13 protein-coding genes are annotated in these 13,642 nt (G+C 43.8%); 7 read left to right on the top strand and 6 right to left on the bottom strand.

The features are described from left to right. Positions 1-52 precede the first annotated feature (52 nt). The 6 genes from earP (at position 53) to IE104_RS06750 (ending at position 5,626) form a co-directional block, all read left to right on the top strand. Entirely contained in the window at positions 53-1,186 is a 1,134-nt protein-coding gene (gene earP / locus IE104_RS06775; protein WP_189416933.1) for an elongation factor P maturation arginine rhamnosyltransferase EarP, read from the top strand. A gap of 113 nt (positions 1,187-1,299) precedes the next feature. Beyond that, the gene (gene efp, locus IE104_RS06770) at positions 1,300-1,866 is read left to right on the top strand and encodes an elongation factor P (RefSeq protein WP_189416931.1); all 567 of its coding nucleotides are present in this window, start codon (positions 1,300-1,302) and stop codon (positions 1,864-1,866) included. Between the two features lie 268 nt (positions 1,867-2,134). Beyond that, a complete protein-coding gene (locus tag IE104_RS06765) occupies positions 2,135-2,407 on the top strand; it encodes a hypothetical protein (protein ID WP_189416930.1) in 273 nt (90 codons plus the stop codon). An 18-nt stretch (positions 2,408-2,425) separates the two neighbouring features. After that, positions 2,426-3,628, top strand: coding sequence for an acyltransferase family protein (locus IE104_RS06760; RefSeq protein ID WP_189416928.1), 1,203 nt, complete (start codon positions 2,426-2,428; stop codon positions 3,626-3,628). A 250-nt stretch (positions 3,629-3,878) separates the two neighbouring features. Next, entirely contained in the window at positions 3,879-4,913 is a 1,035-nt protein-coding gene (locus IE104_RS06755) for a sensor histidine kinase (RefSeq protein WP_189416926.1), read from the top strand. Further along, positions 4,913-5,626, top strand: a complete 714-nt coding sequence (locus IE104_RS06750) for a LytR/AlgR family response regulator transcription factor (protein WP_189416925.1) — start codon at positions 4,913-4,915, stop codon at positions 5,624-5,626. Before IE104_RS06755 ends, IE104_RS06750 begins: the two co-directional genes overlap by 1 nt. 2 nt (positions 5,627-5,628) lie before the next feature. Here IE104_RS06750 and msrQ read toward each other — a convergent pair whose 3' ends face one another. The 3 genes from msrQ to rlmKL all read right to left on the bottom strand — a co-directional run bounded on the left by msrQ (position 5,629) and on the right by rlmKL (position 9,609). Next, complete coding sequence (gene msrQ / locus IE104_RS06745; RefSeq protein ID WP_189416923.1) at positions 5,629-6,231, bottom strand: protein-methionine-sulfoxide reductase heme-binding subunit MsrQ; 603 nt, start codon at positions 6,229-6,231, stop codon at positions 5,629-5,631. A gap of 14 nt (positions 6,232-6,245) precedes the next feature. Then, positions 6,246-7,256 (bottom strand): protein-methionine-sulfoxide reductase catalytic subunit MsrP, encoded by a 1,011-nt coding sequence (gene msrP, locus IE104_RS06740; RefSeq protein WP_189416922.1) that lies wholly within the window; start codon positions 7,254-7,256, stop codon positions 6,246-6,248. Between the two features lie 97 nt (positions 7,257-7,353). Further along, entirely contained in the window at positions 7,354-9,609 is a 2,256-nt protein-coding gene (gene rlmKL, locus IE104_RS06735; RefSeq protein WP_189416921.1) for a bifunctional 23S rRNA (guanine(2069)-N(7))-methyltransferase RlmK/23S rRNA (guanine(2445)-N(2))-methyltransferase RlmL, read from the bottom strand. Positions 9,610-9,897: 288 nt separating this feature from the next. Between rlmKL and rmf the strand changes: the two genes are divergently transcribed. Beyond that, positions 9,898-10,131 (top strand): ribosome modulation factor, encoded by a 234-nt coding sequence (rmf, locus tag IE104_RS06730; protein WP_189416919.1) that lies wholly within the window; start codon positions 9,898-9,900, stop codon positions 10,129-10,131. Positions 10,132-10,258: 127 nt separating this feature from the next. Here the strand turns inward: rmf and IE104_RS06725 are convergent, their stop codons facing one another. From IE104_RS06725 to IE104_RS06715, 3 genes are all read right to left on the bottom strand, one after another. After that, positions 10,259-11,281 (bottom strand): quinone-dependent dihydroorotate dehydrogenase, encoded by a 1,023-nt coding sequence (locus tag IE104_RS06725; protein ID WP_189416918.1) that lies wholly within the window; start codon positions 11,279-11,281, stop codon positions 10,259-10,261. Between the two features lie 95 nt (positions 11,282-11,376). After that, complete coding sequence (locus tag IE104_RS06720; RefSeq protein WP_189416916.1) at positions 11,377-11,598, bottom strand: DUF2835 domain-containing protein; 222 nt, start codon at positions 11,596-11,598, stop codon at positions 11,377-11,379. 14 nt (positions 11,599-11,612) lie between these two features. Then, entirely contained in the window at positions 11,613-13,628 is a 2,016-nt protein-coding gene (locus IE104_RS06715) for a methyl-accepting chemotaxis protein (RefSeq protein WP_189416915.1), read from the bottom strand. Positions 13,629-13,642: the final 14 nt, after the last annotated feature.

The following is a 13,642-nucleotide window of genomic DNA, read 5'->3' as shown; positions in this document are numbered from 1 at the left end:
AGAAATGTCGCGCATAATAGCGCCCTCTTTTTCCCAACAGCAAGAAGATTACATGAGCCACCTGCCCGTCAAAACATGGGACATTTTTTGTCGCGTTATAGACAACTATGGCGATATTGGAGTCTGCTGGCGCCTGGCCCGACAACTCGCTCGTGAATACCCTATTCAAGTGCGTTTATGGGTAGATGAAATTGCCGCCCTTCAACATATTTGGCCAAGTGTCACCAACTCCGCTAGCCAAGAGGTTGAGGGAGTCGAGATTCGGATTTGGCAAGGAGAATTCGAGGGAGTAATACCCGCTGATGCAATTGTCGAAGCCTTTGCTTGTGAGTTGCCCGTAAATTATCTGGCCGCAATGAAACGCCGCCCGACTCCGCCCTATTGGTTCAACCTGGAGTATCTAAGCGCAGAAGACTGGGTTGAGGGTTGCCATGGATTGCCGTCAGTACACCCGCAGCTGGGGCTCAAAAAAACCTTTTTCTTCCCCGGATTTACCGCCAAAACAGGCGGTTTATTAAAAGAAAGTTCTTTGCTGGAAGTTAGGGATAGCTTTTTAGCCAATAAAGAATCCCAAAACCGATTCTGGCAAAACCTAGGCGTGATCCCCACAGAAAATGAGCTGGTCATTTCACTTTTCGGCTATGAGAATCCCGCTGTAGCTTCATTAATAGATAGCTGGATTCAATCAACCCAACCGGTTTTATGTCTGGTGCCGGCTAGCAAAATTCTTCCCAGTGTTAATAGTCACCTGGGACGATCACTCGCGATTGGCGACGAGTTTGTACAAGGTTCGCTGCGCATCAAGATTATCCCGTTCCTAACCCAACGCGAGTATGACTATCTTCTGTGGGCAGCCGATATCAACTTCATACGCGGCGAAGATTCCTTTGTACGAGCACAATGGGCAGGAAAACCCTTTGTCTGGCATATCTACCCGCAAGATGACGATATACATATGGTCAAGCTGGATGCCTTTTTGGAGTACTACCTGCAGGGCGCAACGCCTAAATCACGCGCGACGATCACAGACCTTTGGCACCGCTGGAACCTTGGCGAAAATGCCAGTCAAAGCTGGGAAAACTGCCTTTCAGAATTGCAAGACTGGCAAGAACAAAGTAAAAACTGGTGCCAGCACCTGAATTCCCTGGGGGATTTAGCCTCGAATATGGTGCGCAGCTGTATTTAAAAGGGCCAAAAAAACGCTGTAGAAATCCACTAAAAAAGGTATAGTAGCGCCCGAATTTATCCCAGCAATCGGTATTCGCTCACCAATACCATTTACATTTATTGAGAGTCATCATGAAAACAGGTCAAGAATTACGCGCCGGTCATGTAATCAACATCGACGGTTCACCTTGGTTAATCCAAAAAGTAGAAATCAGCCGCTCAGGTCGTAACACTGCGGTTGTAAAAACCAAGTTGAAAAACCTGCTGAACGGTTATTTGACTGAAACCCCATACAAAGCAGACGACAAATTCGAAGACATCGTTCTTGATCGTAAAGATGTAACCTACTCTTACTACGCTGACCCAATGTACGTTTTCGTAGATAGCGATTACAACCAATATGAATTGACTGCTGACGAACTCGGCGATATGGGTCCATACATTGAAGACGGTATTGATGATGTATGTGAAGCTGTATTCTATGATGGCAAAGTAATTTCTATTACTCCACCAAACTCAGTTACTCGTGAAGTTGTTTACACCGAGCCATCAGTTCGTGGTGATACTTCAGGTAAAGTGATGAAGCCAGCTCGTTTGACCAACGGTACTGAAATTCAAGTATCTGCATTCGTAGAAATCGGTGATCGTATTATTATCGACACTCGTACTCACGAATATAAGTCTCGTGCTAAAGACTAATTAATATTAGTTACTAAAGGCTACTCACTATGAGTAGCCTTGAGATCTTTCCTCTATTTCCGCTCTGATTTTTCCTCTATCTTTCTCTTCCTGCTTTGCCTAAAAATATCTTCCACAACTTACTTGCCTTTTAACCGTTCATATCTTTAACCGTTTATATTTTTAACCATTCATAGTTGATTTTTGCCTCTCGGCATCTTTATCCATTGATCAGGTTCAACTGACTTAAGCTCTCGCCTCAGGAATACCATTACAGGCTGGGGGTCAGATGCGCAACCTATCTAATATTCTTCTGTTGTACCTCTTTCTGTCTTATTCCGGCTGGGCTCAGGCTAGCGACCAAAAACCCGACAAGACCTTATTAAGATTGTGTGCTGTTGAAATTATCGCAACAAATTTTCAATCGCAAGATTCCATACATTCCATTGCTATTCAAATTAAACCTTCGATTTATCGCTTCAACCTCATGGAAATTCTGGCTTATCAATTTCTATCGCTGGCATTTATCGTGAGTCTTTTTCATCTCAACAAAAACCAATAAATAGACAAAGGAGCAACCATGTCTGCTGAGGAACGCTTCCACTCCCTTGACGCAGTACGCGCTTGTGCGCTGCTAGCAGGAATAGTGCTACACGCTATCATGGGATATATGCCCGGCTGGCCGTTTACTTATGGATCCACAAGTACAGGGCTAGGCGTTTTATATTTTGTGATTCATATTTTCCGCATGGCGTTATTTTTTATTATTGCCGGATTTTTTGCGCGCTTGCTTCATCAACGCCTCGGTACAAAAAATTTCATAAAGAATCGCCTGAAGCGTATTGGTCTACCTTTCATCGCAGCATTCTTTTTCATAATGCCTTTAACGATTATCCCAATTATTTGGAGTGTTCGACAGCTAGGAATCCAGAGCCCGCCAAACATGCAGCCTCCCTTTCCGATTATCGGCCCACCTGTACCTATGGGACATTTATGGTTTCTATATGTTCTCCTGGTCATTTATATGCTGGCAATGGGATTACGCACGATAGTAGAGCGTTTTGATCCTGAACAAACATTGCGTAACAAAATGTCGGGTCTGGTCGAATCATTAATTAAAACGCGCATCGCAGTTTTTGTATTGACTGCGCCACTTGCAATCTCATTATTTACGAGCCCGTGGTGGATACAATGGCAAGGAATTCCATCGCCTATTATGGGGTTGGTGCCCAACTTTCCCGCATTATTAGCCTATGGAAGCGCATTTTTAATGGGCTGGTTTATTCATAGGCAACAAAATTGTTTGCGTTTGTTTGCTGCAGATTGGTTTTTATATTTTGCCTTTGCTTTATTGGCAACTGTTGTAGCGCTTTACATAGGAGGCATAACACCTAAATTTGTAGCAATCGCCCTTAGCGATAGGGAGCGTGCAATTTTTGCAATAGCATATGTAGTTGCGCAATGGTGCTGGGCATTTGCCATGATCGGCTTGGCTGTGCGTTATCTGTCTGCACCCAGCGCGCGGTGGCGCTACCTCGCTGACGCATCCTATTGGATGTACCTTATCCATCTTCCCATTGTATGGTTACTACAAGCCTGGATGTTGCGCTGGCCGCTGCATTGGTCAATAAAGCTTTCGCTGATACTGACAATTACCAGCCTGGTGTTAATCGCCAGTTATCACTATCTTGTGCGCCCAACCTTTTTAGGGAAATTCCTCAATGGAAAAAAATATCCGCGAGCAAAACACGTAGACCAAAGTGAGCTCAGTAAAAACAACTAAAGAGCTTAAGGGCAGCAGGAGTTTGAGTTATAGGAACAGCTTATTGGTATGTCTGCATAATTTGTCCATGCCAATTTTTTGTTCTATATTTAATGAACTATGGCATGATTCCCACTGACTTCAGGCATATCAAATTTTCGCGGGCTTTGCTTTGGCAAACCCGCTTTTTTAATTTTTACCTTAGCGTGCACCTATGAAGGTATTGTTTTTTCCTCATGATCAAAGGTTCTGGTTAGATCATGGGCTTTTTATGCTTTTTCTCGCCGCCACTCAAATGGTCATTATTGTTCCATTACACGAGTACGCGCGTTTTTTGTTTTTTTGCGATTTATTTTGGTTCCCGTTTTTCACGCTGGCTGTTCTTATTTTTCGCTATATGTTCAAAACATTGGGATGGGAATCTTTTTCCAGCAAACAATTTCTAGAGTACAGCCTTGTCTTCTCGTTAATGTCCGGGCTCACCATCGCGATTTTCATGTGGATTATTTTTTCATCCTTTTACTGGCATGAAATCACCACGGAACTCACTCCCAACAATAGTAAACGTGCGCTTGCAAAATTTGTTATGGGCTCAATTCTGGGCAACTGGATTCAAACGACTATTTTTATTTCCGCCTGGATATTTCTTTACAACAGCATTACATCTACCAAAATAATGCGTGAAACGGAATTGCGTTATTTAAGAGCTCAACACAATCTTAAAGAAGCTACTTTAAATAGCCTTTCCAATCAGCTCAACCCGCATTTTCTCTTTAACGCCCTCAACAATATTCGCTTTATGATTCACGAGAATCAAAAAAGCGCCGACAGTATGATTACTTCTTTATCGGAAATATTACGTTACTCACTCGAAAGCAGCCGCCGGGAAAAGGTAACTCTTGCTGAAGAAATTAATATTATTCACCGTTACATTGAAATAGTGAAATCCCAACTGGAAGAGCGCTTAAACTTCCAATTACTCATAGCAGAAGACCTGTACGACTATTTAATCCCGCCCATGGTTTTACAAATGCTTATTGAAAATGGCATCAAGCATGGACTTGAAAATATTAAACAAGGTGGCGAGCTCAGCGTAAGCTGTGAGGATTTACATTCAAGGCTGCGCTTTCATATTGTTAACGATCTGGCCAACACTGCGGTAGTGAGAACACCTACAACCGGTATAGGGCTAAAAAATATTCGCCGTCGGCTTGAATTGCTCTACGGGAACGAAGGAGAATTGCTGGTTTCCAAAACGGCAGAAAAATTTACGGTAACGCTAAGCATACCCAAGGAATTATCTTAATGAAGGCAATAGTGGTTGAAGATTCTCGCCTGGCGCGCGAGGGGTTGATAAAAATGCTGCAAGAATATCCCGACATTGATATCGCAGGAGCAGCAGATCATCCCTCAACAGCTTTGGTACTGATTCATGAACATGAGCCGGATATTATTTTTTTAGACATACATATGCCGGGTGAAAGCGGTTTCGACTTACTGGAAAAGCTGGACTATTCACCCAAAATTATTTTCACAACCGCCTACTCCGAATACGCTATCCGCTCCTTTGACTTCAACACTATCGATTATTTATTAAAACCCATAAGTCACGAGCGCCTGAAATTAGCGATCGAAAAGTTGAGCATGCATAGCGAAGAATATAAAACCTCACCCAAACCTGCGCTGGATATTCACAGCCGTATGTTTGTAAAAGATGGTGATAAATGCCATCTTGTACCACTTGAATCTATTCGCTATTTTGAAAGCTGCAAAAACCATGTTCGTATTTTTTTTGGCAATGATAATGCTTTTGTGCGTAAGTCTTTAAACAGCGTTGAAGAGCGACTACCAAAGAAATATTTTTTTCGAGCTAATCGACAATATGTCGTTAATCTCAATGAAGTAACAAAAATCGAGGAATCAATTAGCGATGGCTACGAAATCACTATGAGCGACGGAAAAACCCTGGAAATTTCCCGCCGCAACGCTGTGGAGCTAAAAGATCTTCTTAGCTTTTAGTTTTATGGCTTTGAACTTGAAATGGATGATTTTTTCTTAAAAAACCAGTAACAGCGAATTCCCAACAAACCAGCGGTAAGCACGCCAAATAGCACCGCATCAGCATAACTGGATCTAACTTGTAGTAAAACATGTAGCCACGCCAGAATCGCAATAAGATAAATTGATTTGTGCAATTTAACCCAATTTTTTCCTAACCTGCGCATCATGCCTTTTGTTGAGGTTATGCCCAAGACTATGAGTAAAATAACCGCAGGTATAGTTAATAAAATATAAGGGCGCTTAACCAACTCCGCACCGAAAATTGAAAAATTCAACCCAAGTATAAATATAAGATATGCAAGCATATGTAATACGGCGTAAAACAACGTAAACAAACCGAGCATACGCCGATGTACCATCAACCAACTTTGGTTCGCCAAACGCTTTAAGGGTGACACCGATAAGGTAATCAACAAAAAATAAAAAGCCCAGGTTCCAGTAAATAGCACTATGGCTTTCGCTGGGTCAGCACCTAATTGATTAGTGGCAGCACCAAAAGAAATAAAAATTACAGGAATTAAACTCGCACAAAACAGTAAAGCTCTTCGCCACATCACCGGCATTGCTGCTCCCTCACTCAATAGAATTTTCGTAGATCCAGGCCCGTATACAAATTAGAAACTTGATCGGCATATCCATTAAACATTTGGGTGGGGATTACATTAGGACTAAACAAGCTACTCGGCAGGCGACGCTCATGTGCCTGACTCCAACGCGGATGATCGACCTGAGGGTTTACATTGGCATAAAACCCATATTCCGAGGGAGCGATTTGGCTCCAGGTTGTTTTTGGTTGGCGATCGGTAAATTCAATTTTCACAATCGACTTAATACTTTTAAATCCGTACTTCCATGGAACCACCAAACGCAATGGAGCGCCGTTCTGATTTGGAAGCGTTTTTCCATACAAACCAACAGCCAGGATAGTTAACGGATGCATGGCTTCGTCAATACGTAAAGCTTCGCGATAAGGCCAGTCAATAGTGCTAAGTGAGCCTGCCTGCGCAGGGAATTGCCTTGAATCTTTCAGAGTTACAAAGGAAACATATTTGGCATTGCTATTGGGCTCAAATTTTTTCAACAAGCTTGCTAGCGAAAAACCCACCCAGGGAATAACCATGGACCAAGCTTCAACGCAGCGTAACCGGTAGACACGCTCTTCCAGATCTATGCCTTTTAACAAATCTTCCAGATTATATTTTCCCGGTTTGGCTACCTGCCCCGCTATTTCAACTTGCCATGGATCAGGCTTAAACCTTTTTGAATATTTAGCTGGGTCAGTTTTATCGTAACCAAATTCGTAAAAATTATTGTGGCCTGTTACATGCTCAAAAGGCGTTAATGATTCTGTTAGTTTTTGCGTATCTGCCTTGGCGCGAGCAATTTGCGTGTTTAGCCATTCTGGTCCTTTGTTAACAGCCTCTGCTGCGCTGTAACTTGGGTCTGCCATAAGATTTTGCGAGCTTAAGGAAGCTGCCCCCAAAAGTCCCGTTGCGATACTGCCGCGCATAAAATCACGGCGAGCAAGATAAATGGATTCCGGCGTGATTTCAGACGCAGGTATATCACTTGGTTTCTTAATTAACATGACGACCTCTAACACATTAAAGGATGAACTTGTTAAAGCTTAGATGCACCAATCTGCAATTTGTTACAACGCTTAATAAAAATTAACCAATTGGATATCAATGCGTGATCAACCAACATTGGTGGATTTTAGGATTACGTTTAAAATCTTCATCAATAGTTTTTGCACTTATATCTTTAACGGTATAGGCCGACAGGGCTTCAGCATCCAATTTAAAGGTGCGCAAATTATTTGAGAATATCAGCGTGCCGCCCTCCGCCAATACTCGCATTGCATTGTGAATCATGTTTACGTGGTCACGCTGCACATCCAACACATCCTCCATGCGTTTTGAGTTAGAAAAGCTGGGTGGGTCGAGCAAGATCAAATCAAACTGTTGTTCGTTTTCTTCCAACCACTTTAAACAATCGGCTTGCTCCAAGCGGTTTTTAGATTCACTCAAACCATTAAGCGCATAATTTTTACGTGCCCAATTTAAATAGGTATTGGACATATCCACACTGACCGTATAACGCGCACCACCCATAGCGGCATATACGCTAGCTGTTGCTGTATAGCAAAACAGATTTAAAAAACGTTGATCTTTTGCCATGCTTGCAATCATTTTTCGTACAGGTCTGTGGTCCAAAAACAAACCTGTATCCAAATATTGCCACATATTGATATGTAATTTGGCTGCACCTTCTTGCACGCTAAATACATCGCCGGTAGGCAGTTCCGTTAATTTTTCGTATTGCTGAGTGCCTTTATTGCGACGACGTTGCTTGTAACTGATGCGCTCAGCGGGAATATCCAACGCAAATGGCACGGCTAATTCAATATCGGCAAAACGTTGTGCCGCGCGATCTTCATCGACAGATTTAGGAGCGGCATATTCCTGCACATTCGCATACCACTGTTCAGGCTTACCGGGTTGAGTTTGGCCACAGTAAACATCAATCGCAGCGGAATATTCAGGCATATCGGCATCATATAAGCGATAAGCATTGATATCATTCTTACGCGCCCACTTCTCAAGTTGTTTGAGATTTTTTTGCAGACGATTTACCAACATTTGCGCGCCGTTTGAAAGCGCAGCGGCCTGCTCCTGGCGATTAGTTTCGCGCACTCGCTCTTCTGCGGCGATACGCTTTTCTTCATCCCGACTAAAACGATCATCTTGCTCAATTCGGCTTTGCACAAAAGCTTCGCTGGCGATGTTGAACATTAACAATTCGCTGGGAATAGTACCGTTAAACAATTTATATTTTTTATCGGCACGCAAACCCATTTGTTTGCCGAGTTCAGGATTGCCTGTGAAAACGCCAGCGCGCCAACCTTGAAATTCATTTCGTAAACGCTCGCCCAAATGGGCGTACAACATTTTGAGTGATTCAACTTCGCCCAAACGTTCACCATAAGGTGGGTTACTCAATACCAAACCATTTTTTAATTCTGTATGAGTCGGCTTTTTAAATTCAGCGAGTTCTTTGCGGCTCACGCGCAACCAATGATCCAACTCTGCGGTAACAATATTTTCTTCAGCGGCGCGGATCACACGAACATCTGCATCGTAACCGCGAATTTCCGGAAGCTCTTTTTCCAAACCAACCCGGCGACGCTCATGAGCTTCGTCACGCAATGCTTGCCACACAGCATTGTCGTGCTTTAACCAACGTTCAAAGCCAAAACTCACACGGCTCAAACCCGGGGCAATGTCTGCTGCAATTAAAGCTGCTTCAATAAGGATTGTGCCGGAACCGCACATAGGATCGAGCAATGCTCCACCAGCAGCGGCAATCTCAGGCCAACCGGCGCGAATTAAAATCCCCGCCGCCAGGTTTTCTTTCATGGGCGCACTGCCCTGCTTTAAACGATAGCCGCGGCGATGCAAGCTATCGCCCGACAGATCCAGACTTACCACAACCTTGTCACGGCTGAGGCGTGCGTTTATGCGTAAATCCGGGTCTTGTTTGGCTACTGACGGACGTTCGCCTGTGGCATCGCGCAGACAATCAACAATGGCATCTTTTACTTTAACTGCGCCAAACTGGGTATTGCGTATGGTGTCGCTGGTACCCACGAAATCAACCAATAGGGTTCCATCGGGTTTGAGGTGATCCTCCCAGCGAATTGCGCGCACACCGTCGTAAAGGTCTTCTTGACTGGCGGCTTCGAAGCTCGTTAGGGGTAAAAGAATTTTGTTGGCCAGACGGGACCAGAGACAGGCGCGATAAGCTGTTTCGATGCTGCCACTAAAATACACACCTGCTACCGTTTCACGCAGCTCAGTAGCACCCAGTTGGCCTAATTCAGAAAATAAAAGTCCTTCAAGACTTTTCGGACATGTCGCAAAAAATTGAAATTGAGTCATTGATAACGCCAGTTTAATAACCTTATACAGGTAATTTAGGCCATTCTGGCCAAAGTTTGTGCGTAGGTAGGCTTAAGAGAACTTGTCAAACCAATTCACTAGAGCTTTAGGTGCTATAGAGGAAACTATCTAGAAGAATAAAATCGTTCACAAGAGGAACCTTTATTGGTGTACTGGTCAAACCCAATACGTTAAGCAACCAAGAGGAGGTATTGTAGCAAGTCGTTCGTGATGTCTATATAACTTTAGTTGAAATCTAATAGCGCTAATAAAGAGGTGCCTTATAGGATGAAAAGTCAGAAACGAGATCAAACAGAACGCGCTTTTGCAAAAGGCTACCAAGCCGGGATTGACGGTCGATCGCGTAGCTTATGTCCCCACGAAACAGGCGTTGCCCGACAGCAGTGGCTAAACGGGTGGCGAGAATCACGGGTAGATCAATGGGATGGACTGAACCGGTTGGCTCAAGTTCAAAAACTCAACAATTTACAACCTATGTCAACCATGGCATCGGCAGGCTGATCAACTCATTGCATCAGCAACTACATTGCAAACATCTTTCGACAATTTAAATTAATTCGCTGATTGGCGAAATCGAGCTAAAAAAACGGGCCTCACAATGAGGCCCTTTTTCTTTACGAACAAATAACTATATTTTTAATTGCGCGATAGCGGCGGCGGCTTCACCGATAAGAGCCGGACCCCGATAAATAAATCCGCTGTATACCTGAACCAACTTCGCACCTGCTTTAATTTTTTCCGCAGCACTTGCACCGTCGGTAATTCCACCCACGCCAATAATAGGTAACTTATCACCCAACTCTTCGTGAAGGACTCGAATGACGCGCGTGCTTTTATCACGCACAGGAAAACCGCTTAAACCACCGGTCTCTGCGCTTGTTTCATACTGCTCGACACCTTCACGGCCGATGGTGGTATTGGTAGCAATAACACCATCAAAATTTTGCGCAACCAAGCTTTGGGCAACCTGGATAATCGAATCATTATCCATGTCAGGTGCGATTTTTACTGCAACCGGAACATAGCGACCATACTCTGCTTGCAAATTACTTTGCTCGATTTTGATGATTTCCAATAAACGATTTAACGAATCGCCAAACTGTAAATCGCGTAAACCTTTGGTATTGGGTGATGACACGTTGACCGTAATATAGTCCGCGTGGGCATAGACTTTTTGCATGCACTTTACATAATCGTCGGCCGCATTCTCAACCGGAGTCAGGGCATTTTTCCCGATGTTAATCCCCAGAATACCTTTGTAACGACGGCGTTTAACTTGGGCAACAAGATGGTCAACACCTTTGTTGTTAAATCCCATGCGGTTGATAATCGCCTGCGCTTCAGGAATGCGGAATAAACGTGGCTTTGGGTTACCCACTTGGGGCTTGGGTGTAATGGTGCCTATCTCTACGAATCCAAAACCCATAGCGCCCAGCGCATTGAAGTAATCGCCATTCTTGTCCAGGCCAGCGGCCAAACCTACCGGGTTTGGAAAGGTAATACCCATAACTTCTACGGGATTTGGGGGGATTTCTGACAGGAAAAGCCCTGCAAGCTTCAAACGCTCGGCGGCACCGATTAAATCCAGGCTAAATTCATGGGAGGTTTCAGCGTCTAACTTGAATAGTAAGTCGCGAATGTGGGTGTACATAATTATCGCTCCAATGCCCCGAATACAGTGCCCAAACATCAGCACATGTTTAGTGGTTGAAAAATACGCCGTGCAGGATACTGGAATCGCTCCGGCTAGTCGATTTTTTCAATGCGTTGGAAACGATTTTCGTCTGAAAAATGGATGGCAAAAGTACCCGTAATGCCGGAATGGGTTATGAATGGACGTAGGATATTGGCCGGAAAATTAACATTCCTCCCGTCAAGGCTGCGAGCATTAACGGTTTTGGCAACGCCTTCATATAAGCGCTGGAACTCTTCGGGAGGGATATTGAGCTGTACATAAATTGAGCGCAACGAAACAGATCCTATCAGGTTTTAAATTTCATGGCATTTTCGAGCAGAGCCATGGCACTTTTACGCAGACTATTGCTGAAGCTTACCGTTTTTTCGACTTGCCCCAAAATATTTTCAGATGAATCGCTCAAATGCAAAGTATTGCGGGACATTTGCTCAGCCACTGCAGCCTGTTGCTCCGCCGCCGTTGCAATTTGCGTATTTAAATCGCGCAGCAGCTCCACGCCCACCACAATTTTTTCCAGCGATTGACCCGCACTGGCGGCGCTTGCAACAGAGTCTTGGGCGCCCAGTGAACTTTGATGAATAATATTGACCGCATTGGTCGCGCCGACCTGGAGCTTTTCAATAACTGCGCGAATTTCGGCTGTGGAATCTTGCGTGCGCTTCGCCAAGGAACGCACCTCGTCCGCCACCACAGCAAAACCTCTACCCTGCTCGCCCGCTCGTGCCGCTTCTATAGCCGCATTTAAAGCCAGTAAATTCGTTTGTTCAGCAATGCTGCGAATAACTTCAAGCACTGCACCTATATCCGTAACATCGTTTTGCACCTGGCTGATTATATTTTTAGCTTGCTCAACATCCGTACCCAAGGTATTTATTTTTGCGATTGCGCTATTAACTTTTACTTGCCCTTCTAGAGCAGAATCATGGGCATGATCCGTTGCGCTGCTCACTTCAACGCAACTTCTGGCAACTTCGCGAATAGTGGCAGCCATTTCAGTTGCGGCAGAAGCCGCTTGTTGCGTTTGGGAATTTTGCTGATCAAGCTCATGTTTACTCGCATCGGAAACTGATTGTAGTTTCACTGAAAATTCACTAACTTCATGAGCAGATTTTTGAATAGTATTTAACAATTGCGCAACGCTACCCACCATGAGCCGAAGGCTTTTAGCCGCGTCCCCTAAGGTATCTTCTGTATCAATGTTGATGTGTGTAGAAAAATCCCCTTCTTTCAACTTATGCGACGCATCATTCAATAACTTGGCGTTGTTGTTCAACGAGGTGAGAATACCAAATGAAAAATAAACTCCCAAACCGGTAATTAATGCTGCAATAAACATAAGCACCAGGTTTTGCGTGTATTGCTTGTCGTGAAGCTCTTGAATGCTTTTTTGGAATTCTTCAGTAACTTGCTTATCAAACACGCTAAGCGCTTCAATGGCTTTGGTTCCGTGTTCAAAATAGGATGTTCCGGAAATACTAATATCGTCAGCCATCACGATCTGGTTATTGGTCACATCGATAAATTGCTGCACAATATTGCGATAGCTTTGCGCGTTTGCGTTTAGATGCTCATGGATTGCGGCATCCTTAAATAATAATTCCAAATCCCGGTTTAAAGTACTATTCAAATTTTGAGCGGTCGATAACAAACTTCCAATGACCACCCTTTCGTTAGGTGTAACCACTTTATCTGCTAAAGAGCCCGCACCCTTACCACGCAATTGCCCGAACACTTCTTCTAATTTTGGAATACCGTATGCCATGACACTTTCAAGATAATGATCGGTATGTGAGCTTTGCATGATTAAATCGAAATCGGCGGTGATGGTGGATATCATGTGGTGAACACTATCGACCAGATCAGAGTGATCCTGGAAGTTCTTTCCACCCGTCGCGGATTTATTGCTGCTAATTTTTAGCTGTTGCCACTTGGTGGCCAGCTCACCCAAATTAGTAATTTCATAATTATTTTCGGTGGCTAATTTTTTAACTTTTTCTATTTCTTCATCCAGATTTTTTTCAATAGCAACTATGCTACTTTCTTTATCAGTAGCACCTGACAGGTATTGCGCCATGTTGCCGCGGTGTTTGGCGATATCCAAAGCCATGGGCTTAAGCTGAACAACCAGTTTTAAGCCTGTTTGTTGTCGCTCTATTTTTCGAATATCACTCCAGGAATCCAGCACCTTAAAAGATAAAACCACTAAAAACGGTATAAGAAATATTAATACCGCTAGAAATAACTTAACAGTAAATGACATTCTGTTAGCTGCATAAATGGCAGGCCGTAAGAATTCGCTCATTGAACACCCCAAAA

The organism is Cellvibrio zantedeschiae (genome assembly GCF_014652535.1).
Lineage (GTDB): Bacteria > Pseudomonadota > Gammaproteobacteria > Pseudomonadales > Cellvibrionaceae > Cellvibrio > Cellvibrio zantedeschiae.
Note: the sequence above shows the minus strand (reverse complement) of the source record. Positions and strands in the feature narration are given on the sequence as shown.

What these genes read in the sequence shown, in the direction of transcription:
- earP (WP_189416933.1), top strand. Translation starts at nt 53, where the DNA reads ATGAGCCACCTGCCCGTCAAAACATGGGACATTTTTTGTCGCGTTATA.
- efp (WP_189416931.1), top strand. Translation starts at nt 1,300, where the DNA reads ATGAAAACAGGTCAAGAATTACGCGCCGGTCATGTAATCAACATCGAC.
- IE104_RS06765 (WP_189416930.1), top strand. Translation starts at nt 2,135, where the DNA reads ATGCGCAACCTATCTAATATTCTTCTGTTGTACCTCTTTCTGTCTTAT.
- IE104_RS06760 (WP_189416928.1), top strand. Translation starts at nt 2,426, where the DNA reads ATGTCTGCTGAGGAACGCTTCCACTCCCTTGACGCAGTACGCGCTTGT.
- IE104_RS06755 (WP_189416926.1), top strand. Translation starts at nt 3,879, where the DNA reads ATGCTTTTTCTCGCCGCCACTCAAATGGTCATTATTGTTCCATTACAC.
- IE104_RS06750 (WP_189416925.1), top strand. Translation starts at nt 4,913, where the DNA reads ATGAAGGCAATAGTGGTTGAAGATTCTCGCCTGGCGCGCGAGGGGTTG.
- msrQ (WP_189416923.1), bottom strand. Translation starts at nt 6,231, where the DNA reads ATGCCGGTGATGTGGCGAAGAGCTTTACTGTTTTGTGCGAGTTTAATT.
- msrP (WP_189416922.1), bottom strand. Translation starts at nt 7,256, where the DNA reads ATGTTAATTAAGAAACCAAGTGATATACCTGCGTCTGAAATCACGCCG.
- rlmKL (WP_189416921.1), bottom strand. Translation starts at nt 9,609, where the DNA reads ATGACTCAATTTCAATTTTTTGCGACATGTCCGAAAAGTCTTGAAGGA.
- rmf (WP_189416919.1), top strand. Translation starts at nt 9,898, where the DNA reads ATGAAAAGTCAGAAACGAGATCAAACAGAACGCGCTTTTGCAAAAGGC.
- IE104_RS06725 (WP_189416918.1), bottom strand. Translation starts at nt 11,281, where the DNA reads ATGTACACCCACATTCGCGACTTACTATTCAAGTTAGACGCTGAAACC.
- IE104_RS06715 (WP_189416915.1), bottom strand. Translation starts at nt 13,628, where the DNA reads ATGAGCGAATTCTTACGGCCTGCCATTTATGCAGCTAACAGAATGTCA.